Annotated in this window: 16 protein-coding genes; all 16 read left to right on the top strand. The window is 71.4% G+C overall.

Translation table 11 applies throughout. The features are described from left to right. The first annotated feature begins 94 nt into the window (after window positions 1-94). Window positions 95-2485 (top strand): type VI secretion system Vgr family protein, encoded by a 2391-nt coding sequence (locus ACEN9J_RS17000; protein ID WP_413761592.1) that lies wholly within the window; start codon window positions 95-97, stop codon window positions 2483-2485. 145 nt (window positions 2486-2630) lie between these two features. Next, window positions 2631-3962 carry a type VI secretion system baseplate subunit TssK gene (tssK, locus tag ACEN9J_RS16995; protein ID WP_057597710.1) on the top strand — a complete coding sequence of 444 codons (1332 nt, stop codon included), beginning with the start codon at window positions 2631-2633 and terminating at the stop codon, window positions 3960-3962. Window positions 3963-3986: 24 nt separating this feature from the next. After that, the gene (locus ACEN9J_RS16990; protein ID WP_057597709.1) at window positions 3987-5354 is read left to right on the top strand and encodes a DotU family type VI secretion system protein; all 1368 of its coding nucleotides are present in this window, start codon (window positions 3987-3989) and stop codon (window positions 5352-5354) included. Further along, complete coding sequence (gene tssM, locus ACEN9J_RS16985; protein ID WP_413761591.1) at window positions 5351-8953, top strand: type VI secretion system membrane subunit TssM; 3603 nt, start codon at window positions 5351-5353, stop codon at window positions 8951-8953. Before ACEN9J_RS16990 ends, tssM begins: the two co-directional genes overlap by 4 nt. 17 nt (window positions 8954-8970) lie before the next feature. Beyond that, on the top strand, window positions 8971-9579 hold the full coding sequence (gene tagF / locus ACEN9J_RS16980) for a type VI secretion system-associated protein TagF (RefSeq protein WP_413761590.1): 609 nt from the start codon (window positions 8971-8973) through the stop codon (window positions 9577-9579). Between the two features lie 659 nt (window positions 9580-10238). Beyond that, on the top strand, window positions 10239-12164 hold the full coding sequence (locus tag ACEN9J_RS16975) for a protein kinase domain-containing protein (RefSeq protein WP_413761589.1): 1926 nt from the start codon (window positions 10239-10241) through the stop codon (window positions 12162-12164). 54 nt (window positions 12165-12218) lie between these two features. Further along, window positions 12219-13826: a murein transglycosylase A gene (locus ACEN9J_RS16970; protein WP_413761588.1), complete on the top strand. Its 1608-nt coding sequence runs from the start codon at window positions 12219-12221 to the stop codon at window positions 13824-13826. 52 nt (window positions 13827-13878) lie between these two features. After that, entirely contained in the window at window positions 13879-14628 is a 750-nt protein-coding gene (locus ACEN9J_RS16965; protein ID WP_057596830.1) for a hypothetical protein, read from the top strand. Window positions 14629-14655: 27 nt separating this feature from the next. Next, window positions 14656-15801, top strand: a complete 1146-nt coding sequence (locus ACEN9J_RS16960) for a hypothetical protein (RefSeq protein WP_261217135.1) — start codon at window positions 14656-14658, stop codon at window positions 15799-15801. Beyond that, a complete protein-coding gene (locus ACEN9J_RS16955; protein ID WP_413761587.1) occupies window positions 15798-17837 on the top strand; it encodes a caspase family protein in 2040 nt (679 codons plus the stop codon). The genes ACEN9J_RS16960 and ACEN9J_RS16955 overlap by 4 nt, the downstream gene beginning before the upstream one ends. Before the next feature lie 25 nt (window positions 17838-17862). Continuing rightward, window positions 17863-18426 (top strand): type VI secretion system tube protein Hcp, encoded by a 564-nt coding sequence (locus ACEN9J_RS16950; RefSeq protein ID WP_057596833.1) that lies wholly within the window; start codon window positions 17863-17865, stop codon window positions 18424-18426. Further along, entirely contained in the window at window positions 18423-19292 is an 870-nt protein-coding gene (locus ACEN9J_RS16945) for a type VI secretion system accessory protein TagJ (protein WP_413761586.1), read from the top strand. The genes ACEN9J_RS16950 and ACEN9J_RS16945 overlap by 4 nt, the downstream gene beginning before the upstream one ends. After that, window positions 19285-19800, top strand: coding sequence for a type VI secretion system baseplate subunit TssE (tssE, locus tag ACEN9J_RS16940; RefSeq protein ID WP_296735959.1), 516 nt, complete (start codon window positions 19285-19287; stop codon window positions 19798-19800). Before ACEN9J_RS16945 ends, tssE begins: the two co-directional genes overlap by 8 nt. Window positions 19801-19802: 2 nt before the next feature. Beyond that, window positions 19803-21698, top strand: a complete 1896-nt coding sequence (gene tssF / locus ACEN9J_RS16935; RefSeq protein WP_413761585.1) for a type VI secretion system baseplate subunit TssF — start codon at window positions 19803-19805, stop codon at window positions 21696-21698. Next, the gene (tssG, locus tag ACEN9J_RS16930; protein ID WP_413761584.1) at window positions 21674-22777 is read left to right on the top strand and encodes a type VI secretion system baseplate subunit TssG; all 1104 of its coding nucleotides are present in this window, start codon (window positions 21674-21676) and stop codon (window positions 22775-22777) included. Before tssF ends, tssG begins: the two co-directional genes overlap by 25 nt. A gap of 40 nt (window positions 22778-22817) precedes the next feature. Then, the gene (gene tssH, locus ACEN9J_RS16925) at window positions 22818-25514 is read left to right on the top strand and encodes a type VI secretion system ATPase TssH (protein ID WP_413761583.1); all 2697 of its coding nucleotides are present in this window, start codon (window positions 22818-22820) and stop codon (window positions 25512-25514) included. Window positions 25515-25533: the final 19 nt, after the last annotated feature.

Below are 25533 nucleotides of genomic sequence, written 5' to 3'. Positions count from 1 at the left end.
GCCCGCCGGGCGGCGCCGGCGCAACCATTGTTCGCAGTGCAAACGCGATGGCGCTTGCACACTGCGCGACCTCGTTTCTCTGGAGGTCACGCCGATGTCGAATCTGCCGCGCACGCTGTCGGTCTCCGGACCGGCGCTTCCCCTTGTCGATGGCCAGCCCGCGCTGCGGGCCGTGCGGCTGTCGGGCCGCGAGGGGCTCGATGCGCTGTTCTGTTATGAGCTGCTGCTCGAGTCGCCCGATGACACCGACCTCGACCTCGATGCCTTCGTCGGCCGCGAGATCCATTGCCGCATCGCACTCGACGATGGTGCGGACGGCGTGCGCGAGATCAACGCGCTCGTCACCGAGGCGGCCTTTCTCGGCGAGGCGGGCCGCCACGCCCAGTACCTGCTAACACTGCGGCCTTGGCTGCACCTGGCCGAACTGCGCACCGACTGCAGGATCTTCCAGGACCTGACGGTCGTGCAGATCCTCGAGGCCCTGCTCGCGCGCTATACCTTTCCCGTGCGCTGGCGCCTGGCCGAGCACTATCCGCCGCGCGACTACCAGACCCAGTTCAACGAGAGCGACTTCGCCTTCTTCGAGCGCCTGTGCCAGGAATGGGGCATCGGCTATCACTTCGAGCATGCGGACGGGGCGCACCGGCTGGTGCTCGGCGATGGGACCGGGGCTTTTGCGCCCGCCGCCGGGCGTTACCGCGACCTGGACTTCCATCCGCCGGGCTGGAAGCTCGATGCGGAGTACGTCCACGGCTTCGTGCCCATGCACCGGATCGCCAGCGGGCGGTATGCGAGCCGGGAGTACGACTACATGCGGCCGCGGGCCGACCTTTCCGTCGGCCAGGGCGATTCACAGGCCGAGGTCTACAGCTGGCACGACCCGGTCGGCGGCAGCCACTGGGCGCAGCCTCGGGCCGGGCGCGGGGGCTTCGAGGAAGCCGCGAACGATCCTTTCGCCGAGGGCCGCCAGCTGGCGCTGCTTCGCCTGCAGGCCCTGCGCGCCGAGGCAGTCCGCGCGCGGGGCTGCGGACCTCTGCGGGGCCTGGCCCCTGGACACACCTTCCGCCTGCACGGCCATCCGCGCCAGGAGGTCGGGGCCACCGAGTACCTCGCGCTCGACACCCGCTTGCTGATCGAGGAGGTCGGCGCCGACAGCAACCGCCGCGCGCACTGGCGCGTGAATCTCGACTTCACCGCCCACCCGCTGGCCGAACCGCTGCGCCCCGCGCTCGTGCGGCCCAAGCCCGTGGCCGTCGGCCCGCAGGTCGCAAGAGTCGTCGGCCCCGCAGGCCGGAACCTCTGGACCGATGCCCTGGGCCGCATCAAGGTGCAGTTCCCCTGGGACCGCGAGGGCGCGCACGACGCCCACGGCAGTTGCTGGCTGCGCGTGAGCGCGCCCTGGGCGGGCAACCAGCTCGGCGGCGCCTGGCTGCCGCGCATCGGCCAGGAAGTGATCGTGAGCTTCATCGGCGGCGATGCCGACCTGCCGATCTGCACGGGGCGGGTGCATGACCGGGACAACCTGCCGCCGTGGGCCTTGCCGCAACAGGCCGCGCTCAGCGGGTTCAGGAGCCGGGAGCTGACCGAGGGCGGCGGCAATGCGGCGGCGGGGCGCAGCAACCACCTGGTGCTCGACGACACGGCCGATCGGATCCAGGCGCAGCTCAGGAGCGACCACCAGTGCAGCGTGCTGAGCCTGGGGCGCTTCGCGCGCATCGAGGACCATGCGGGACGCAAGGAGGAGCGCGGCGAGGGCTTCGAGCTGCGCACCGACGGGCACGGGGTGCTGAGGGCGGCACGGGGGATGCTGATCACCACCGAGGCCCGGCCGAACGCGGCGAACCATGCGCTCGACATGGGCGAGACCACCGCGCGGCTCGCGAATGCGCGGGCGCTGCACCGCGGGCTGGCCGAAGCCGCCCTGGCCGCGAAGGCTCAGGATGCCGGCGACGACCAGTCGCGGGTGGCGCAGGTGTTGGCAGCCCAGAACGATGCGATCCGTGGCGGCCCCGGCGATCCGGCCGCTGGCCGTTGCCCCGAATTGCAGGCGGCGCAGCTGCTGCTCGCCAGCGCGGCCGGCATCGCCGCCACCACGCCGGGCAGCCTGCACCTGCAGGCCGGCGGTCCCTTCGCGCTCACGAGCGAAGGTCCCGCGAGCTTCAGCGCGCTGCGCCGGCTGCTGGTCGCCGCGCGCGAGGGCGTGCGCCTGTTCGCGCTGCGCCACGGCATGCGGTGGATCGCGGCCAGCGGCGCGGTCCGCGTCGAGGCGCGCGCCGGCGCGATCGGCCTCGAGGCTCGCGGCGCCGTGCGCATCACCAGCAGCACCGCGGACATCCGCATCGCGGCGCCGAAGCGCATCGTCGTCAACGGCGGCGGCAGCTTCAGCGAATGGAGCAACGAGGGCATCGTGCACGGCACGCCGGGCCGCTGGGTCGAGCACGCGGCCAGCCACGTCAAGACCGGGCCGGTCGGTCCTCCCTTCTGAGCCCGCGTCTACTCCCTTCGCCGTACGTCCTCGAGCGCCGCCTATGCCGTTAGCTAGGCCTTAAGGCGGATTTGCCCATGACTTCTCGCGCCGGAAACTCACCGCTTCTTACAGGCAGCCCTTGCCGTTGACGGAGTGCGAGCGGATGAGTTGGCGAACAAAAGTGGTCTGGAGCGAGGGGATGCTGCTGCAGCCCCAGCACCTGCAGCAGAGCGAACGACATGCCGATCACGCGCGGCACGTGCTGCTGCGCTCCACCACGCCCTATGCCTGGGGCTTCGCCGAACTGGAGATCGACCAGGCCGCGCTGACGCTGGGCAAGCTGGCGCTGGTGCGCGCGGTGGGCGTGTTCGGCGACGGCACGGTGTTCGACATGCCGGCGGTCGATCCGCTGCCCGAACCGATCGACATCCCCCAGACCATGCGCGACGAGGCCGTGGTGCTGGCGCTGCCGCTGCGCCGCGCCGGGGCGCGCGAGGCCGATGCCGAGGAGTACGAGGAGCTGGTGCGCCACCGCGTGCTCGAGTCCGACGTGCCCGACTCCAACACCGCGGGCGAGCGCACCGCGATGCTGCAGCTGGGCCAGCTCCACACGCGGCTGATGCGCGCGAGCGAGGCGACCGATGCCTGGACCACGCTGGGCGTGGCGCGCGTGGTCGAGCGCCGCGTCGACAACCAGGTGCAGCTCGAGCGCGCGATGCTGCCGCCGCTGCTCGACGTGGCGGGCCATGCGGTGATCCGCGCCTGGCTCGACGAGCTGCTGGGCCTGCTGCGCCAGCGCGGCGAGGCGCTGGCCGGGCGCATGACGCAGGGCGGCACCGGCGGCGTGGCCGAGATCGCCGACTTCATGCTGCTGCAGACCGTGAACCGCAACGAGGCGGTGTTCGCGCATCTCGCGAAGAGCGCGATGCTGCATCCGCAGCGCTTCTTCGAGCAGGCGCTGGGCCTGGCCGGCGACCTCGCGAGCTTTCGCGACTCGCGCCGCGTGGCGCGCTTCGGCCCCTACATCCACGACGACCTCGCGATGAGCTTCCGGCCGCTGATGGACGACCTGCGCCGCAGCCTGTCGATGGTGCTCGAGCAGTCGGCGATCCGCATCGACCTGCACGACCGCAAGCACGGCGTGCGCGTGGCGGTGGTCAGCGACGTCGAGCTGCAGCGCAACGCCACCTTCGTGCTGGCCGTCAACGCGCACATGCCCAGCGAGGCGCTGCGCGCGCGCTTCCCGACGCAGGTCAAGATCGGCCCGGTCGAGCGCATCCGCGACCTCGTCAACCTCGCGCTGCCGGGCGTCACGCTGACGCCGATGCCGGTGGCGCCGCGCCAGATCCCGTTCCACGCGGGCGCGAACTACTTCGAGCTCGAGACCCGCAACAGCGACCTCTGGCGCCAGCTCGAGCAGTCGGGCGGCGTGGCGATGCACATCGCGGGCGACTTCCCGGGCCTCGACCTCGCGTTCTGGGCGATCCGTGGCTAGCCACCGGCAAAGGACGGACACACCATGACCACACCCGACCCCTTCGCCGCCTTCGAGTCCGAACGCACGGTCATCAAGCCCAAGCCGCGCACGCCGGCCAATGCGCCGGCGGCCTCGGCCGCGCCGGCGCCCTTCTTCCCCGCCACCGATCCCACGCCGGTGGCCGACCTCGGCGAGCTCGGCCTGCTCAATCCGCTGGTGTCGGCGGCCGGCAAGCTGCTGGTGCTGATCGGCAAGCTGCGCAACCTGGTGCAGCCGCCCAACGTGCCGGCGCTGCGCGCCTCCACCGCCGAGGCCGTCAACCAGTTCGACCAGAACGCGCGCCGCGCGGGCGTGGGCAACGAATCGGTGCTGGCCGCGCGCTACGTGCTGTGCACCGCGCTCGACGAGGCGGTGGCCAACACGCCCTGGGGCGTGCAGGCCGGCTGGAACAAGCAGAGCCTGCTGGTGCAGTTCCACAACGAGACCTGGGGCGGCGAGAAGGTGTTCCAGCTGCTGGCCAAGCTCGCGCAGGACGTGCCCACGCACCGCCAACTGCTCGAGCTGATCTACAGCGTGCTGGCGCTCGGCTTCGAGGGCCGCTACCGCGTGGTCGACAACGGCCGCGCGCAGCTCGACTCGGTGCGCCAGCGGCTGGCCGACCTGATCGCCAAGGACCGTCCCGCGGTCGAGCCCGAGCTCTCGCCGCACTGGCGCGGGCAGGGCGCGGGCACGGTGCGGCTGCGCGAGTCGCTGCCGCTGTGGGTGTTCGCGGCCGGCTTCGCGCTGCTGCTCGCGCTGGCCTGGTTCGGGCTGCGGCTCACGCTCAACTACCGCTCCGACACCACTTACTCGGCGCTGTCGAGCCTGCGCGTGCCCAACATCCAGATCGCGCCGCCGGCCGCGCCGGCCAAGACGCCGCGGCTCGCGCGCTTCCTCGAGCCCGAGATCAAGCAGGGCCTGGTCACCGTGACCGACGAGGCCGACCGCAGCGTGGTGCGGCTGCGCGGCGACTCCTTCTTCGGCTCGGGCAGCGCCGACCCGATGGCGCAGTCGCTGCCGGTGCTGCGCCGCATCGGCCAGGCGCTGGCCGAGGTCAAGGGCGAGGTGCTGATCACCGGCCACTCCGACAACCAGCCGATCCGCTCGCTGCGCTATCCGTCGAACTGGCACCTGTCGGCCGCGCGCGCCGACGCGGTCAAGGGCGCGCTGTCGACGCTGGTCGATCCGGCGCGCATGCGTTCCGACGGCAAGGCCGATGCCGAGCCGGTCGCGCCCAACGACTCGCCCGCCAACCGCGCGCGCAACCGCCGCGTCGAGGTGGTGCTGCTGACCGAGCCCGAGCGCCTGGCGTCGGCGCCCGCCGCCGCCGCGCCGCCTGCGCCGTCGCCCGCCACGGGAGCGAGCAAATGATCAAGAAAATCTTCGGCTTCCTGTTCAGCCCGCTGCTGCTGACGCTGCTCGCGCTGATCGTCGTCGCGCTGCTGATCTGGTGGATCGGCCCGCTGGTGAAGATCGGCGCGCTGGCGCCGCTCGAGAGCGAGACCGTGCGCGCCATCGTCATCGGCGTGATCGTGCTGCTGGTGCTGCTGCGCGCCCTCTACCGCCGCTGGCGCGCGCGCCGCGCCAGCCAGCACCTGACCGACGGCCTGATGAAGGCGCCCGCGGCCAAGGCCGGCACGCCGGTGGCCGGCGAGCAGCAGATCCTCGACACGCGCTTCAACGAGGCGGTGGCCACGCTCAAGCAGATGAAGCTGCACGCGGCCGGCAAGAAGCCCGGCTGGCGCGACTGGCTCTCGATCTCGGGCGGCAGCTATCTCTACGACCTGCCCTGGTACGTGTTCATCGGCGCGCCGGGCGCGGGCAAGACCACCGCGCTGGTCAACTCGGGCCTGTCGTTCCCGCTGGCCGAGAAGTTCGGCCCCGGCGCCATCCGCGGCGTGGGCGGCACGCGCAACTGCGACTGGTGGTTCACCGACGAGGCCGTGCTGATCGACACCGCGGGCCGCTACACCACGCAGGACAGCCACCAGTCGGAGGACAAGAGCGCCTGGGAAGGCTTCCTCGGCCTGCTCAAGAAGGTGCGCCCGCGCCGGCCGCTCAACGGCGTGTTCCTCACGGTCAGCGTCGGCGACCTGCTGAGCCAGGGGCCCGAGGCGCGCTCGCAGCTCGCGGCCTCGATCCGCGCGCGCCTGCTCGAGCTCGACGGCAAGCTCACGACGCGGCTGCCGGTCTACGTGCTGGTCACCAAGAGCGACCTGCTGTACGGCTTCACCGACTACTTCGACGACCTCGGCAAGGAGCAGCGCGCGCAGGTGTTCGGCTTCACGCTGCCGCCCGAGGAGAACCAGCAGGTCGACGAGAAGGGCCTGTCGCTGGCCTTCCAGCGCGAGTTCGCGCTGCTGCACCAGCGCGTCAACGACGGCCTGATCGCGCGCATGCAGCGCGAGACCGACGGCACGCGCCGTGCCGCGATCTTCGGCTTCCCGGCGCAGTTCGGCGCCATCGGCCCGCTGCTGTCGGACCTGCTCGACCAGGTCTTCACCGGCTCGCGCTTCACCCAGCCGCCGTGGGTGCGCGGCGTGTACTTCACCAGCGGCACGCAGGAAGGCAGCCCGATCGATCGCGTGATGGGCAGCCTGGCGCGCAGCTTCGGCATCGAGCGCGCGATGCTCGCGCCGCAGAAGTCGAGCGGGCGCAGCTACTTCCTCACCACGCTGCTGCGCGAGGTGGTGTTCCCCGAGCAGCGCCTGGCCGGCGCCGACGTCAAGCTCGAGCGCCGCCGCCACACGCTGCGCTTCGCGGCCGTGGCCGCGATGACGCTGCTCACGGTGGGCTTGCTCGCGGCCTGGGGCTACAGCACGCTGCGCAACATGGACTACCTGAAGTCGGTCGAGGCGCGCGTCGATCCGGCCAAACAGAACCTGGCCGCGCTGCCGGCGCGGGTGCAGAACCTGGTCGAGGTGGCGCCGGTGCTGCAGAACCTGCGCGACATCTGGCGCACGCCCGAGAACCGCCTGGGCGACGAGCCGCTGGCCATGACCCTGGGCCTCTACCAGGGCGACAAGCTCGATGCCGCCGCCATGCTGGTGCACCAGCGTGCGCTCAACGAGGCCTTCCTGCCGCAGATCGCCAAGCGGCTCGAGGACCAGTTGCGCACCGCGCAGAAGGACAACCTCGAGTACACCTACGAGGCGCTCAAGAGCTACCTGATGCTCTATCAGCCCGAGCACTTCGATGCCGAGGCGCTCAAGGCCTGGATCACGCTCGACTGGTCGCGCAGCCTGGACCGCGGCATTCCCGAGGAGCAGCGCAAGCAGCTCGAGGACCAGCTCGACGTGCTGATCGCGCAGGGCCCGCCGCGCTCGCCGCTGAAGATGGACGAGAACCTGGTGCGCAGCGTGCGCGCGGTGCTCGCGAGCTATCCGCTCGAGCAGCGCGTGTTCAGCCGCCTCAAGCGCCAGCGCGCCTCCCGCGACATCCCGGCCTTCAGCGTGGCGCAGGCCACCGGTCCCTCGGGCCCGCTGGTGTTCGAGCGCATCAGCGGCAAGCCGCTGACCGAGGGCGTGCCCGGCATGTTCACCTACGACGGCTACCACAAGCGCTTCCAGAACGAGGTGGTGGTGCTGACCGGCCTGCTCGCGCAGGAGGACCCGTGGGTGCTGGGCCAGGACCGCAACACCGCCGACCGGCTGCGCGACGTGGCCGCGCTCGGCGAGCTCACCGACCGCGTGCGCCGGCTCTACCTGGCCGAGTACGTCAAGCAGTGGGAAGCGCTGCTGGCCGACGTGCGGCTGATCCGCGTCACCGGCCTCGACAAGAACATCGAGACCGCGCGCATCCTCTCGGGCGTGGATTCGCCGCTCGCGAACTTCCTGCGCGCGGTGGTCAAGCAGACCACGCTGATCCCCGCCGCCGATGCCAACAAGGACGTGGTGAGCAAGGCGACCGAGACCGTGCGCAACACGCGCAAGGGCCTGGAGGACCTGTTCGGCGGCGACCCCGGCCGCCAGGTCGCGCCGGGCAAGCGCATCGAGAGCATCGTCGACGACCGCTTCGAATCGCTGCGCCGCCTCGTCACCGCCGGCGGCCCGAACCAGCCGGCGCCGATCGACGACGCGCTCAAGCTGTTCAACGAGGTCTACGTCTACCTCAACGCGGTCGACACCGCGGTCAAGGGCCGCACCTCGCCGCCGCCCGGCGACGTGGCCGGCAAGCTCAAGTCCGACGCCGGCCGCCTGCCCGAGCCGGTGCGCAGCATGATCGAGAACCTGAGCCAGACCGGCGCTACGCAGGCCCAGGTGGCCGAGCGCGGCAACCTGAGCCAGGACCTGCGCCCCGTGGCCGAGTTCTGCGCGCGCGCCATCGCGGGCCGCTATCCCTTCGTGCAGAACAGCAAGCGCGACGTGCTGCCCGAGGACTTCGGCCAGATGTTCGGCGCCGGCGGCCTGATGGACGACTTCTTCCAGAAGCGGCTGGCCGCGCTGGTCGACACCAGCACGCGGCCGTGGCGCTACAAGCCCGTGGCCGAGCGCGGCGCCATCACCACGCAGGCGCTGGCGCAGTTCGAGCGCGCGGCGCGCATCAAGGAGATCTTCTTCCGCGGCGGCGGGCGCGGTCCGTCGATGCGGCTCGATTTCAAGCCGGTGGAGATGGACGCGAGCATCACGCAGTTCATCCTCGACGTCGACGGCCAGCTCGTGAAGTACGCGCACGGCCCGGTGGTGCCGATGGCGGTGCAGTGGCCCGGACCGAAGGGCAGCAACCAGGTGCGCGTGCAGGTGAGCCCGCCCTCGGCGACGGGCAGCTCGGGTTCGGCGGTGGATGGGCCGTGGGCGCTGTTCCGCACGCTCGACGACGGCCAGCTCGAGGCCGGCGACGCGCCCGAGAAGTTCTTCATCACCTTCCAGGTCGGCAACCGGCGCACCCGCTTCGAGGTGACGACCAACAGCGTGCAGCACCCGATCCGGCTGAAGGAACTGCGCGAGTTCTCGTGCCCGGAGGGCTTGTGAACCTTGCCTCGTCCCCGTTGTTCGCTTCCACGCAATTGCCGGGATGGTTCGGCAAGTTGCCGGGGATGGGGGACTTCGCGCATCGCCGGCTGCCGGAGTCGTTCCGGGGCGTTTGGGATGCGTGGCTGCAGCGCGGGCTGGCCCGGTTGCGGGATCGGCATGCGGACTGGACTTCGCACTACCTCGAGGCGCCGGTGTGGTGCTTCGTGCTGGGGCCTCGGGTGGCGGGGGAGCGGGGGTGGATCGGGGTGTTGATGCCTTCGGTCGATGGGGTGGGGCGGTACTTTCCTTTCACCGTGGCGGTGGAGCTGGAAGACCCGTTGCTCTCTGAGCTCGAGGGGGCTGCGTTGGTGGCTGCCTTGCGGTGGTGGGGGGTGGCTACTCAGGCTGCTCTGGAAGGGCTGGAGCTGGATCTGGATGCGGCGCGGTTCGATGCGGCGCTGGCTCGGTTGTTCGGTGCTTCTGGTTCGGATGCTTCGTCCTCTGAAGGTGCGTTGGCTTTGCCTTTGGAAGGGGCCTCCTTGTGGATCGGGGATCCTGCCGTTGAAAGCGGGCTGCGGATGGTTTGCGTCGGGCTTCCGATGGATCTGCAGTTCGAGGCGCTGTTTCTTGGGGGAGGGGAGTGAGCTTTGTCTTCCTCTGATTGTTTTGTTGAGGCTGTCGGCCGGGAATTCGCCCCGGCGGGCGAGTCACTTTCTTTTGTCTCGCCAAAAGAAAGTAACCAAAGAAAAGGCGACCCCACTGTCTGTGTCCCTTCGCTTCGCTACGGGCAACCTGCGGTGCTCGGAGAAAGCGGGGGGCCGCAGAACTCGCTCCACTTCGTTGCGCTCAGACAGCTGCGGCCCTTATCCCGCTTTCCCCTGCGCTCCTCGGCACAGCCAGAGGGGAGTGGTTCGGGCCATCGCTGCGCTCGGCCCAGCATGCCGAACAGGCCTTCGCTTCGCTCGGCCGGAGTGAAAGGCCCAGGGCCTGCCCATCCCTACACCCCATACAAGTACGCGCCATGGCGCGTTGACTCTCATCCCCTCTGGCTGCGCCGAGGAGCGCAGCGTTTCGCGGATAAGGGCTCGCAGCTGTTTGAGCGAAGCGAGTTCTGCGAGACCCCGCGAAACGCGAGCACCGCAGGTTGCCCCGGAGCGCAGCGAAGGGGTCGCAGACAGTGGGGTCGCCTTTTCTTTGCCTACTTTCTTTTGGCGAAGCAAAAGAAAGTAGGTCGCCCGCCGGGGCGAGACCCGGCCGACAGCCTCCCGCCAGGAGCAAGCCCCGAAGAGGCCCGGAGGACCCGATGACCGAAGAAACCAAACCCGAAGGCAGCGACGACCGCACAAGAGTCGTCCCCCGAACCACGCCCCTGGACGACAGCGCCACGGTCATCACGTCCGGCCAACCCACGCGCACCAGCAGCCCGCTGTTTGCGCCAACGAACCCACCGACGAACCCCACCACAGGCCCGTCGCAAGCAGGAACGCACGAAGCCGGCCTCCTCCCCGTAGGCAGCCGCCTCGCGGAATTCGAGATCACCCGAGTCATAGGCCAGGGCGGCTTCGGCGTCGTCTACGAAGCCTGGGACCACACCCTCGAACGCGTCGTAGCGATCAAGGAATACCTCCCCTCGTCCCTCTCCACCCGCCAGAACGACGGCAGCGTCGTCCCCCTCTCCGAACGCCACCGCGAAACTTTCGACCTCGGCATGCGCAGCTTCATCAACGAAGCCCGCCTGCTCGCCCAGTTCGACCACCCCTCGCTGCTCAAGGTCTACCGCTTCTGGCAGGAGCGCGGCACCACCTACATGGTGATGCCCTTCTACCGCGGCGACACCCTGCGCCAGGCACTGGTGTCGATCCCCGCGGGCGTCGACGAGGCCTGGCTCATCCGCATCATGGACGGCGTCACGCAGGCGCTGGGCGTGATGCACGGCGCCAACTGCTACCACCGCGACATCGCGCCCGACAACATCATCCTGCTCGAAGGCTCGGGCCGGCCGGTGGTGCTCGACTTCGGCGCGGCACGGCGCGTGATCACCGACAAGACGCAGGCGATCACGGTGATCCTCAAGCCGGGCTATGCGCCCATCGAGCAGTACGCCGAGATGCCCGACATGTCGCAGGGCGCATGGACCGACGTCTACGCGCTCGCGGCCGTGATGCACGTGGCCGTGTGCGGCCGCGCGCCGCCGCCGTCGGTGGCGCGCCTCCTGTCCGACAGCTACGTGCCGCTCGCGGGCAACGAGATCCTGCGCCAGCGCTACAGCCCGCAGCTGCTCGAGGCGATCGACGCCGGGCTCGGCGTGCGGCCCGAGGCGCGGCCGCAGTCGATGGCCGAGCTGCGCGCGGCGCTCGGGCTCGAGACCAGCCAGAGCATCGCGCCGCCCGCGCATCCCTCGCAGCACGCGCGCGGCACGTCGGCGGCGCCGGGGCCCAACAGCCGCAGCGGCGGTGGCGGCAAGACGGTGGTGCTGCCGCCCGCGCCGGCACCCTCGGCGGGTGCGCGAGCGGGCGGAAACAACACGGCCGTGGCGCTGGTCTCGGTGGCGCTGCTCGCGGCCGCGGCCGGCGGCGGCTGGTGGTGGTTCCAGGGGCGCGGGCATGGCGACACGCCGCCGATCGCGAGCACGCCGCCGCCATCCGGTGGCGACACGCAGCAGGTCGCGCAGACACCGCCGCCTCCGCCACCCCCTCCGCCCGCGCCGCCCCCGGCACCGCGCACGGCGCTCGAATCGCTGCAGTCGCTGGCCGGCGGCGCCGCGGCCGGCTTCGATGTCACGGCCTCGGCGAAGAAGCCCGAGGTCGCGATCGGCAAGGACAAGCTGGCCTTCGAAGTGCGCAGCAAGCGCGACGGCTACGTCTACGTGTTCCTGCTGTCCAGCGGCGGCGAGATGTTCCTGCTGTTCCCGAACCTGCTCGACAAGTACAACAAGATCACCGCCGGCAGCCCCCTCGCGCTGCCGCGTGCCTCGTGGCCGATGGAGGCCGGCGGGCCCGCCGGGACCAACCAGTTCGCGGTGCTCGTCAGCGAGCACGAGCGCGACTTCGGCGCCTCGGGCGTGCAGAACGAGGGCGTGTTCCCGCAGTTCCCGCTGCCGGTGCTCGCGGCCCTCGAAGCCACCCGCGGCAGCGGGCCTTCACCGCTGCTGGGCAAGCCTGTGTGCGCGCCCGGCACGCCCTGCGACGACGTCTATGGCGTCGCCAATTTCAAAATCGTCGAGAAGTAATCGTCTGTAGAGCGTGACCCGACGGGCCACCTTTCCACGAAGGAGATCTTCACCATGAACAAGCACCTTCCGGCCCTCGCGCCGACGCCCGCGCCGGTCCTGCACCGCGCCGCCGTGGCCGCCGCGACCGCCGCCGCCGCCTTCCTCGCGGGCTGCGCCGTGCCGCCGCCCGCCGCCGCCCCGGCCCCCGCCCCCAGCACCGACACGGCCGCCGCGGCGCCCGCGCCCCCGCCGGCACCGCGCCCGCCCGCCAGCGGCAGCGTGGCCGGCCAGGCGCGCACCTTCTCGACCCAGCTCGCGACCTACACCGCGGTCGGCTTCGACGCGGTGCCGGGCTGGACCCGCGACGACTTCGCCGAGACCTGGCCCGCCTTCCTCGGCAGCTGCAAGGTGCTCAACGGCCGCGGCACCGAATGGAAGTCGGTCTGCGACCGCGCGACCAAGGTCGACGGCAAGAGCAATCCCTCGATCCGCAACTTCTTCGAGACCGAGTTCTCGGTCTACCAGATCCGCGACGACGACCGCCGCCCCGACGGCGTGGTCACCGGCTACTTCGAGCCCGAGATCCAGGGCAGCCGCAGCTACGCGCCGCCGTTCATCTACCCGGTGTACGGCCAGCCCGAGGACATGCTGTTCGCTGACGCGCGCAAGCTGCCCGCGGGCGACGGCACCGTGGCCGCGCGCGTGCAGGGCCGCAACGTGGTGGTGCAGACCGGCCTGAGCACGCGCGACATGGGCGCGCCGGGCCTCTACGCGCTCGACCTCTCGGGCATCGTGCGCGACACGCTCGACCGCAAGGTGCGCCTGCGCATCGAGGGCAAGCAGCTGCTGCCGTACTACACGCGCGAGGAGATCGAGACCAAGGGCGCGCCCAACGCCAAGGTGCTGGCCTTCGTCTCGAGCGCCACCGCGCTCTACGAGATGCAGATCCAGGGCTCGGGCCGCATCCGCCTGGCCAGCGGCGAGATGATCCGCGTCGCCTACGCCGAGCAGAACGGCCAGCCGTTCCGGCCCACGCTGGCGCAGGCCGCCAACGGCAAGCCGCGCAGCCCGGTCAAGGTGCGCGGCTCGTCGATCGAGCTCGACCTCGACGACGGCGACGACGACGATTCGGGCAACGTCTCGACCACCATCCGCACGCGCGGCTTCACGCTGGCGCGGCCCGCCGCGAGCGGCGCGGTGGTGGTGCCCGGGCGGCGCGCGGCCGGCCCGGTGGCCGGCACCGGCATCAAGGACCCGAGCTACGTGTTCTTCAAGGAGGCGGCCACGCCCGGCGGCCCGGTGGGCGCCTTCGGCGTGCCGCTGTCGGCCGGCCGCTCGATCGCGGTCGATCCGCGCAGCACGCCGCTGGGCTATCCGGTGTTCGTCTCGACGCGCACGCCCGGCAGCGGCGCGCCGATGCAGCGCCTGACCATCGCCCAGGACACCGGCGGCGCGATCCGCGGCGCGGTGCGGGCCGACTATTTCTTCGGCAACGGCCAGCAGGCCGCGACCAACGCGCGCCGCATGAAGGAACGCGGCCAGCTCTGGATCCTGCTGCCGCGCGGCCTGGCGGTGGCGAGCGCCGCGGCGTCCTCGGCGATCCGCACGCGCGGTGGGCCGGTGGGCGCCGGCCTCGCGCAATGCCTGGTGCCGACCGAGGGCGTCTGCGAGGACGACTGAGGAGACGACAGCGTGAATGCCGCCACGAGGCCCGGCCCCGGCCGTTGAATCCATGCAGGAAACGCTGTCGTCCGAGGAAAGCGGCGAACTCGTGCGCCTGTGGCGCCGGCGCCAGACGCTCACGTCGAACGACATGGGCCGCATGTACCGCATCGTCGGCGACGCGCTGGTGGCCTGCAATCCGCCCGAGCTGCAGGTGCTCGGCGAAGGGCGCCAGGAACTGGTGGCGCAGTTCATCTACGTCAAGGTGCTGCGGCTCGATGCCGATCCCGACGAGGCCGAGGAGCGCGCGGGCCACAGCGCCCCCTCGACCGCCTTCGCGCTGTGCGCGTACTTCCGCCGCTACCTGATCGACTGCACGCGCTCGGCCGCCTTCAAGCGCAAGCTGTCGATCGGCGACCAGATCACCGAGGCCCAGCTCGAGGACGAACTGGGCGCCGACGAGGACCTCGAGGGCTGCCTGGCCGAGCATGGCCTCAGCAGCCTCGCGGTGCAGCAGGCGGCGCGCGCCTTCATCGCCGAGCTGCCCGAGCCCGAGCGCATCCTGCTGTGCGAGGGCTTCGGCAAGGAGGCCGAGGGCGGCCTGTCGGGCATCGCCTCGCGCCATGCCATCGCCTCCTACCACTACCGCGCGGGCCGGCTCGGCCTGGTGCACAAGCGCGAGGGCCTGACCGCCGACTACGCCAGGACCCGGCTCGGCGGCTGGATCCAGGGCACCCTGGGCATCGCCATCGAGGCCGACAACATGGCGGCGATCCTGCAGGTTTTCAAAATCCTGGGCGCTGAAGCGTCTTATGCCTGAAGACATAGCCATTCAGGAACAGACGCCATGACCACCCATCTCTGGCCACCGCTCAGCGCGATCCGCAGCGCCTTCGAAACCGGGCCCGGCGCGGCCGCGGCCTTCGCGCCCGAGACGCCCGGGCTCGCGACCGTCGCCATGCCCGGCACGCGCGCCGCGGCACCCGAAGCGGCCGCGCCGCCGCCGGTGGACCTGCTGCTGCCGCTGGCCGAGCTCGCGCGCCGCCGCGAGGCCGTGGCGCAGCGCAGCTTCGGCGCGCGCTGGGCGCCGGGCCGGCTGGTCAGCGTGGTGCACGAGGGCCGGCTGCTCGGCGTGCTGCTCGACCGTTGCATCCACGGCGAACTCTGGCAGGGCTGGATGGCGGCCGGCGAGGCCGACTGGGCCTCGGCCTTCGACGTGCTGCTCGAGCCCGACGACGAACCCTTCGAGCCGGCCTTCGGACTGATCCAGGCCTGGAACGTGCTGACGCTCGAGCCGAGTCCGCAACTCGCCGCGCGCGTGCTCGGCGAGGTCTCGGCCACGCGGCTCGCCGCCATCCGCGCGGTGCACGACGAGTGGGCCGCGCAGGCCGCGCCCGCCATCGCGCCCGAGCCCGGCCGCATCGCGCTGCGCACCGTGGGCGGCGTGTTCGCCGTGCTGTCGGGCACGCCGCTCGGCCCGAAGGATCCGCGCGTCGACTACCAGTCGCTGTACCGCGACGCGGCGTCGCAGCTCGGTGCGGCCTGGCTGCCGGCCGCGCGCAACGCATCGGGCCCGGCCGCCGCGCCGCGCGCGCGGCCCCAGCCCGGCCCCGAGGGCGGCTGGTGGGGCAGCGTACGGCGCTGGCTCGGCGCCGACGGCTGGATGCGGCCCGCGTTCGCGGTGCTGGCCCTGTGCGTGGTGGTGCAGAACGTGGGCCTGTTCGGCGGCCACGAGGCGCAGGACGAGGTGCGCTTCCGCTCGGTGCCCACGGCCCCGGTCGCGGCCGCTGCCGATCTCACGGTGCGCTGGAAGGATGGCGTGCGCGTGGACGAGGCCGACCGGCTGCTGCAGGCGATCTCGGCCGACGTGGTCGGCGGCCCCGGCAGCAACGGCGTGTGGCGGCTGCGCGTGCCCGACGTGGAGAAGAGCCTGCAGGTGCTGGCGGCCTCGCCGCTGGTCGAGGCGGCGGGACGGGCGTCGGAGCGGCCATGAGCCCTGTCGCGCGGCGGTCGATGGCGACGCGGGAGGCCTGGCTTTCGTGGCTCCTGCTGCTCGCGCTCGCCTGCCTCGCGCCGCGCGCCTTCGCCACCCAGCGCGCGCTGCTGGTGGGTGTCTCCGAACTCGTCAACCAGCCGCAGTCGCTGTGGCTGCAGGCGCCGCGCAACGACGTGGCGCTGATGCGCGACGCACTGCTCCGGCAGGGCTTCGGCGCGGGCGACATCACGACGCTGGCCGACGGCGTGAGCGGCGCCGCGCTGCCCGAGTCGCAGGCCATCCATGACGCGCTGTCGCGGCTGCTCGCGCAGTCGCGCAGCGGCGACTTCGTGCTGCTCTATTTCTCGGGCCACGGCACGCGCTGGCGCGATGCCACCAAGCGCTACCAGGAGCCCGACGGGCTGGCCGAGAACTTCCTCGCGCGCGACGTGCGCGGCGCCGTCGGCGTCGACAGCGCGCTCGCGGGCGGCGTGCGCGACGTCGACTTCGACGCCTGGGTGCAGGCCTTCCTCGCGCGCGGCGTGTTCGTCTGGTCGGTGTTCGACACCTGCGCCGCCACCTCGATGACGCGCAACGCCGGCGCCGCCGTGCCCGCGGTCGCCGAAGGCCCGGCCGACGACGAGGTGCGCTGGCGCGGCCTGCGCGCGGGCCAGCTGCGCGCCGCGCCGGCGGCCGTGCCGCCTGCCGCCCCGGCCGCGCCGCCCATGGCCGAGCGTGTGGCGCGCGCGCGCTACGTCGCCTTCTTCGCGTCCGAGAGCCACCAGATCACGCCCGAGCTGCGGCTGCCGCGCCAGGGCCGCAACGCGCGGCCGCAGGGCCTGCTGACCTGGGCCGTGGCCGGCGCGCTCGAACGCCGGCCCGCCACCTGGCGCGAGCTGTTCGACGGCGTGCTCGCGCTCTACCCGCCGGTGATCGACGAACTGGCGCAGCGCTTCCCGACCCGCGAGCTGCCCTCGCCGGTGGCCGAGGGCAACCTCGACGCGCCGCTGTTCGCCAACAGCGCCGGTGCCGTCTCCACCTTGCCGGCCTGGCGCGCGCAGCGCAGCGGCGACAGCCTGGTGCTGCAGGCCGGCCTGGTCGACGGCCTGCAGCCGCAGCAGGAACTGCGCATCAACGCCACGCTCGAGGACGGCACCGTGCGCAGCGCACCGGCACGGGTGCCGCAGGTCGATAGTGACGGCGCGCGCCTTCCCGTGCCCGCGGCGCTGCGCGAACTCTCGGGCGGCGCGCTGTGGAGCGCCTCGCCGCTGGCCGCGCCGGCCGCGTTCGCGTTGCGCGTGCGCGGCAACGAGCGTGGCCTGCCGCAGCGGCTGAGCCTCGACTATCCGGCCTCCGTGCTCGCGCTCGGCGCGGGCGACACCGCCGCGGCCGATGTGCGCTGGACCGACCTCGGCGCCGCCGGCCAGCGCATCGAGGTGCTGTCGGGCGCGCTCGGTGCCGGCACCCAGCTGCTCGCCGACGTGGCCGCCGCGCGGCGCCGCATCGAGACGCTGGCGCGCCTGAAGTGGTGGAACCAGCTGCTGGCGATGAGCCAGGCCAGTGCCTCGCCGATCGAGGGCTTCGAGGCCGTGTTCGAGGTCTGGCGCGGCGACCGCCTGCTGCGCAGCGAACCCGCGCAGCGCGCCGCCGCCGGCCAACTGCTGCCGTTGCGCGAAGGCGAGCGCGCGGCGCTGCAGGTGCGCAATGCCAGCGGGGCCTCGGTCGACATGGTGGTGGTGGGCATCGATGGCCAGGGCGGCCTGCGTCCCGTCTATCCGGACGACCCCGGCGAGACCAACCGCTTCGAGCGCGGCACGCGCGAAGCGCCCGCGGCCAAGCGCTTCGAGCTGCCGTGGCTGGAGGCGCCCGGCGGCCGGTTGCTGGTGCTCGCCACCGTGGCCAGCCCCTACACCACGCCGCGGCTGTTCGGTGCCGCGCCGCTCGAAGCCGCGCTGCCCGAGGTGCGGGTGCGCGGCCAACTGGCCCCCGACAAGGCGCGGCAGACCTATGCCGCGATGGTGCGCTGGACGGGCGAGGGCCCGTCCGCGCGATGACTGTTTCTGTTCTCAGGAGATCGACATGAGCTGGACATACGACGGAAGACTGGACCCCGATGAGGCGCTGCGCCTGCTCGATCACCTCTCGGGCGAATCGGGCAACGACTTCGCAATGATGATCGAGAGCAAGGGCTCGCCCATCGAGGGCGAATCCCAGCGCACCTACGAGGACGGCAAGCAGCGCATGGAGATCGGCGGCTACTCGTACAAGACCGACGTGATCGTTCCGCCGGGCTCGAGCAAGGGCAAGCTGCGCAACTATCCCTTCATCGTCATCCGCGACTGCGATGCCGCCACCGCGTCGATCGCGAGCCTGCTGAAGAACCAGGACGCGGACCTCAAGGTCACGGTGTCGGTCTTCAAGGCCGGCGGCGACAGCTCGAAGGACCAGCAGTCGCACCTGGAGTTCGTGATGGAGGGCGCGCGCGTGCATTGCCACGCCATCGTCACCGGCGGCATGCCCAAGCGGCCCTGCGACATCATCTTCTTCAGCTACCGCAAGCTCGAGATCCGCTCGGCGCCGCAGCAAAAGAGCGGCGCGCGCGGCGCGGTGCGCACCTGCACCTTCGTCGAGGCGGCAGCATGAGCGCCGCCGCCGAACTCCTCAAGGGGGCCGATCCGGCCGCCGCCCTCAAGGCGCTCAGCGACGACGTGCGCGCCAGGCCCGCCGACAGCAAGCCGCGCGTCTTCATGGCCCAGCTGCTGTGCGTGCTGGGCCAGTGGGAGCGCGCGCTCAACCAGCTGACGGTCGCGGCCGAGCTCGATGCGCTCGCCGTTCCGATGAAGCAGGTGTACGGCGAGGCCGTGCGCTGCGAAGGCCTGCGCGCCGAGGTGTTCGCCGGCACGCGCACGCCCATGATCTTCGGCCAGCCCGACGAATGGCTGGCGCTGCTCATCGAGTCGCTGCTGCGGCAGGGACGCGGCGAGTTCGAGCTGGCCGAAGACCTGCGCCGGCGCGCCTTCGAGGCGGCGCCGGCCATCGGCGGCAGCATCGACGGCGTGCCCTTCGAGTGGCTGGCCGACGCCGACATGCGGCTGGGCCCGGTGCTCGAGGCCTTCGTCAACGGCAAGTACTACTGGATTCCCTATGCACGGCTCGCGCGCGTGAAGATCGAGCCACCCGAGGACCTGCGCGACTGCGTGTGGATGCCCGCGCACCTGGACTTCGAGAACGGCGGCCAGACGCTGGCGCTGATCCCCACGCGCTACGAGGGCAGCGAGAAGTGCGAGGACGGCGAGCTGCAGCTCGCGCGCAAGACGGCGTGGCGGGAACTGCGTCCCGAGGTCTGGGCCGGTCACGGCCAGCGCGTGCTCGGCAGCGACCAGGGCGAATACGCGATCATGGACGTGCGCGAGATCGTCTTCGCGTCGCGGCCCGCCGAGGCCGAGGCCGAGGCCGGGGACGAGACGGACGACGGCGCGGCGACGGCGCAGGGCCGCGACGGTGGCTGAGCTCGGCGCGCAGGAGCGGCTGCAGCCCTCGCTGCTCGACCGGCTCGTCGACAACGCGCCCGACGAGAAGCGCGAGGGCGACGAGAAGCGCACGCTGACCAAGCAGGCGTTGCGCGCGGCCGTGCTGCGCGACCTGAGCTGGCTGTTCAACGCGACCGGCTACGGGCTCGCGATGGACGATCGCCAGTACCCGAACGCCGCGCGCTCCGTCATCAACTACGGATTGCCTATGCTGTCTGGCCAGTTCACCTCGTCGGTTCAGCGTGTCAGCATGGAACAGGCTTTGAAGAACGCAATCCTGCAGTTCGAGCCTCGCATCTTGTCACGCACCCTCGAAGTGGAACTGGTCATGGAAGGCCCCGCCCTGGACTCGCACAACAGCATCGGCCTGCAGATCCGCGGCATGCTGTGGGCGCAGCCCGTGCCGCTGGAGTTCCTCATGCGCAGCCGGGTCGACCTGGAGGAAGGACGCATCGAGATCGAGGACATGGCGCACCCGCAAAAGTAGTCATGGATCCACGGCTGTTGAACCTGTACGAGCAGGAACTGCGCTACTTCCGCGAAAGCTCGTCCGAGTTCGCCCGTGCCTTCCCGAAGATCGCGCACCGCCTCGGCATCGAGGGCCAGGAGGTCGCCGATCCCTACGTCGAGCGCCTGATCGAGGCCACGGCCTTCCTCTCGGCGCGCGTCAACCTCAAGCTCGATGCCGAATACCCGCGCTTCACCGGGCATCTGCTCGACATCGTCTATCCGCAATTCCTCGCGCCCACGCCGGCCATGGCGGTGGTCGCGTTCTCGCACGATCCCGACGATGCCAACCTCGCCACCGGTCCGACGCTGCCGCGCGGCGCGGGCCTGCGCGCTCGCCATGCGGTGGGCCAGAACACCTATTGCGAGTTCCGCACCGCCGGCGCGATGCGCCTGTGGCCGCTCGAGGTGCAGCGAGCCCAGTACTTCACCTACGCGCCCGACCTGCCGCTGACGACGCATGCGCAGGCGCGCGCGATCCGCGGCGGCCTGCGCCTGGTGCTGCGCACCACCGCGGGCCTGAACTTCAGCCAGATCGCGCTCGACGAGCTGGTGCTGCACCTGGGCGGCGCCGAGGACGTGGCCTGGCAGTTGCAGGAATGCGCGCTGGGCCAGCCCATCGGCGTGATGGTGCGGCCGCTGGGCGCCGGCGGCGCGCTGCAGGGCGAGGCGCGCAGCCTGCCGCCGAGCGCCATCGGCATGGTCGGCTTCGAGGACGACGAGGCGCTGCTGCCGGTCACGGCCACGGGCTTCTCGGGCTTCCGGCTGCTGCAGGAGTACTTCGCCTTTCCGCAGCGCTTCCAGTTCCTCAAGATCGCGGGCCTGCAGTCGGTGCTGCCCTCGATGCCGGTGACGCAGGTCGAGATCGTGCTGCTGTTCTCGCGCGGCGATGCCGCGCTCGAGAAGCTGGTGAGCGCCGAGAACCTGCAGCTGCACTGCGTGCCGGCCATCAACCTGTTTCACAAGCGGCTCGACCGCGTGCCGCTCGGCGAGGGCGTGAGCCAGTTCCACCTGGTGCCCGACCGCACGCGACCGCAGGACTTCGAGGTGCATACCGTGACCGAGGTGATCGGCCACGGCGCGCCGGGCGCCGACCGGGGCGCGGCCACCGAGCAGCCGTTCCGCCCCTTCTATTCGGCCTTCCACGGCACGCGCCACAGCCATCCGGCCTACTACACGACCACGCGCGAGCCGCGCATGCTGTCGGTGCGCCAGCGCACCGAGGGCAATCGCAGCAGCCACATCGGCTCCGAGGTCTACATGCAGATCGTCGATCCGCAGCAGGCGCCGTACGCGGCCAGCCTGCGCCAGCTCGCGGTGTCGGCGCTGTGCACCAACCGCGACCTGCCGCTGCTGCTGCCGATGGGCCGCGACAACGACTTCGACTGCGTCGACTCCTTCCCCGCGCAGCGCGTGCGCATGGTGCGCGGGCCCTCGCGGCCGGTGTCGCCGGTGGTGAGCCAGGGGCTGGGCTGGCGCGTGCTCGACCACCTCGCGCTCAACTACCTGTCGATCTCCGACAGCACGCCGCAGCAGGGCGCGGCCGCCCTGCGCGAGACGCTGATGCTCTATGCCTCGCATGCCGACGAGATGCGCCAGGGCCAGGTGCGCGGGCTGCTGTCGGTCACGAGCAAGCCGGTGGCGCGCCGCCTGCCGATGAAGGGACCGATCGCCTTCGGGCGCGGTCTCGAGGTCACGCTCGAGGTCGACAAGGACGCCTTCCACGGCCACAGCGTGTTCCTGTTCGGCGCCGTGCTCGCGCGCTACCTGGCGCGCCACGTCGAGGTCAACCATTTCGTCGAGACCGTGGTGCGCATCGCGGGCAAGGGCGAGAACATGCGCTGGAGGCCGCTGTGCGGGACGCGCCAGATCCTCTAGCCGCGCCCGCGGCGCCCGAGGGAACGGTGGCCGCGCGCGTGGATGCCGCGCTGCGCCAGTGGTCCGACCAGCCCTGGGCCTACGACTACTTCGCGGTACTGCGCCGGCTCGAGTCGGCCGCCGCGACCACGCCGCGCTGGGGCCGCGCGCTGCTGCCGAGCGCCGAGCCGGTGCGCGTGGGCCAGGAGCCCTCGCTGTCGTTCGCGCCCGCCGCCTTCAGCCGCTTCGAGCCGGCCGGCGCGCATTCGCCGCCGCGGCTGCGCCAGCATTTCTTCGCCTACATCGGCCCCAACGGGCCGCTGCCGGTGCACCTGAGCGACTTCATCCGCGAGCGCAGCCTGAACCATGGCGACCCGACCTGGCTCGCCTTCCTCGACAGCTTCCTGCACCGCTTCTCGCTGCATTTCTACCGCGCCTGGGCGCAGGCGCGGCCCGCGGTCGCGCTCGACCGGCCGGGCGAGGACCGCTTCCGGCTGCAGATCGGCGCGCTGGTGGGCATCGGCACGCCGGGGCGCATCGGGCGCGACGAGATCCACGACGACGCGCGGCTGCACTTCTCGGGCTGGCTCGCGCGCCGCGTGCACAGCGCCGAGGGCGTGGAGTCGGTGCTGTGCAGCTACTTCGGCGTGCCGGTGAAGCTCGAGCGCTGGGTCGGCCACTGGATGAGCCTGCCTGATGCCGAACTCACGCGGCTGGGCCGCGGCGAGAGCTCGCGCGCGATGGGCCTGGGCGCGATGCTCGGCACCCGCGCCTGGGACCGCCAGCACCGCGTGCGCCTGCATGTCGGGCCGCTCGACCTCGCGCGCTACCGCATGTTCCTGCCGATCGGCGATGCGCAGCCGGTGCTGCAGCGCTGGATGCTGCAGCTGCTGGGCGGCGAGCTCGAGTGGGACGCCGAACTGGTGCTGCGCAAGGAGCAGGTGCCGCCCACGCGGCTCGGCCAGCAGCGCGGCAACGCGCCGCGGCTGGGCTGGATCTCGTGGCTCGGCGAGCGGCCGCGCTCGCGCGACGCGAGCGACGTGCGCATCGCGAGCCGGCCCGGCGGCGAGGCGCATCCGCGCGCGCCGGCTTTTCAATAAAAAACCCTTTCGTTCGTCTTGAAGAGATACGGAGTCCTCCATGAGTGAAATCAGCCGCACCGCCCTGTTCGGGAAACTCAATTCGCTGGCCTACAAGGCCATCGAAGGCGCGACCGTGTTCTGCAAGATGCGGGGCAATCCGTACGTCGAGCTCGAGCACTGGTTCGCCCAGCTGCTGCAGGCGCAGGACTCCGACCTGCACCGCGTGATCCAGCACTACGGCCTCGACGTCTCGGTGATCGCCAAGGACATGACGGCCGCGCTCGACCGCCTGCCGCGCGGCGCCACCGCCATCAGCGACTTCTCGCCGCACATCGAGAACGCGATCGAGCGCGCCTGGACCTACGCCACCCTGCAGTTCGGTGAGGCGCAGGTGCGCACCGGCTACCTGCTGGTGGGCATGCTCAAGACGCAGAGCCTGCGCAACCCGCTGTTCGGCCTGTCGAAGCAGTTCGAGAAGGTCAAGGTCGAGGACCTGGCCGAGAACTTCGTGAAGATCTGCGATGCCTCGCCCGAGGCCCAGATGCGCGCGCAGGACGGCACCGGCATGGGCAGCGGCGCGCCCGGCGAGGACGCGGGCGCGATGGCGCCGGCCGCCATGGGCAAGGGCGATGCGCTCAAGAAGTTCGCGGTCGACCTGACCGAGAAGGCGAAGAAGGGCGAGATGGACCCGGTGACGGGCCGCGACGAGGAGATCCGCCAGATCGTCGACATCCTGATGCGCCGGCGCCAGAACAATCCGCTGCTGACCGGCGAGGCCGGCGTCGGCAAGACCGCCGTGGTCGAGGGCTTCGCGCAGCGCCTCGCGCGCGGCGACGTGCCGCCGCAGCTCAAGGACGTGAAGCTGCTCACGCTGGACATCGGCCTCTTGCAGGCCGGCGCGAGCATGAAGGGCGAGTTCGAGCAGCGGCTGCGCCAGGTGATCGACGAGGTGCAGAGCTCGCCCACGCCGATCATTCTCTTCATCGACGAGATCCACACCCTGGTGGGCGCGGGCGGCGCGGCCGGCACCGGCGACGCGGCCAACCTGCTCAAGCCCGCGCTGGCGCGCGGCAACCTGCGCACCATCGGCGCCACCACCTGGGCCGAGTACAAGAAGTACATCGAGAAGGACCCCGCGCTGACGCGCCGCTTCCAGGTCGTGCAGGTGCCCGAGCCTGACGAGACCAAGGCCATCCTGATGCTGCGCGGCGTGGCCAGCGTGCTCGAGAAGCACCACCGCGTGCAGCTGCTCGACGAGGCCATCGAGGCCGCCGTGAAGCTGTCGCACCGCTACATTCCCGCGCGCCAGCTGCCCGACAAGGCCGTGAGCCTGCTCGACACCGCCTGCGCGCGCGTGGCCGTGAGCCAGCACGCGACGCCGCCCGAGGTCGAGGACTGCATGCGCCGCATCGAGGGCCTGACGGTCGAGCAGGAGATCATCGGCCGCGAGGAGGCGATCGGCATCGACGTCACCAGGCGCGCGGCGCAGGTGTCGGCGCTGCTGGCCGAGTCGAAGGCGCAGCTGGAAGTGCTCAATGCACGCTGGCAGGAAGAGAAGGGCCTGGTCGACCGGCTGCTGGAGCTGCGCGCGAAGCTGCGCACGGGGAACAAGCCGGTGGATGCGCCGGCCGGCACCGAAGCCGCGCCCGCCGAGGCCGCGCCCGACCGCGCCGCATTGCTCGCCGAACTGCACGAGCTGCAGGCGAAGATCCACGCGGTGCAGGGCGAGTCGCCGCTGATCCTGCCCTCGGTCGACGAGCAGGCCGTGGCCTCGGTGGTCGCCGACTGGACTGGCATTCCGGTCGGGCGCATGGTCAAGAACGAGGTCGAGGCGGTGCTCAAGCTCGCCGACACGCTGAACCAGCGCGTGATCGGCCAGAAGCACGGCCTCGAGATGATCGCGCGCCGCATCCAGACCTCGCGCGCGCGGCTGGACAACCCGCAGAAGCCGATCGGCGTGTTCATGCTGTGCGGCACCTCGGGCGTCGGCAAGACCGAGACCGCGCTCGCGCTGGCCGAGGCCCTGTACGGCGGCGAGCAGAACATCATCACCATCAACATGAGCGAGTTCCAGGAGGCGCACACCGTCTCCACGCTCAAGGGCGCGCCTCCGGGCTACGTGGGCTACGGCGAGGGCGGCATCCTGACCGAGGCGGTGCGCCGCCGGCCCTACAGCGTGGTGCTGCTCGACGAGGTCGAGAAGGCGCACCCCGACGTGCACGAGATCTTCTTCCAGGTCTTCGACAAGGGCTGGATGGAGGACGGCGAGGGCCGCATGATCGATTTCAAGAACACGATCATCCTGCTGACCACCAACGCCGGCAGCGAGCTCGTCATGAGCATGTGCCGCGATCCCGAGCTGCTGCCCGATCCGAACGCGCTGGCCGATGCGCTGAAGGCGCCGCTGATGAAGGTGTTCCCGCCCGCGCTGCTGGGCCGCATCGTCACCATTCCCTACTACCCGCTGTCGCCCGAGATGATGAAGAAGATCGTGCGGCTGCAGCTGGGCCGCATCAAGAAGCGCGTCGAGACCAACCACGGCGTGCCCTTCGAGTACAGCGACGCGGTGGTCGACCAGGTGGTCGCGCGCTGCCAGGACCCGGAATCGGGCGGCCGCGTGATCGACGCCATCCTGACCAACACCGTGCTGCCCACGATCTCGGTCGAGTACCTGCAGCGCCTGGCCGCCGGCGGCGAGATCCGCCGCGTCGCGCTCGACGTCAAGGACGCCGATTTCACCTACGCCTTCGATTGAGGCTCCCCGAAGAGATCCA

Origin of the sequence: Variovorax sp. Varisp41, assembly GCF_047325085.1 — a bacterium.
GTDB lineage: Bacteria > Pseudomonadota > Gammaproteobacteria > Burkholderiales > Burkholderiaceae_C > Variovorax.
This window is presented reverse-complemented; position numbering and strand designations above follow the sequence as displayed.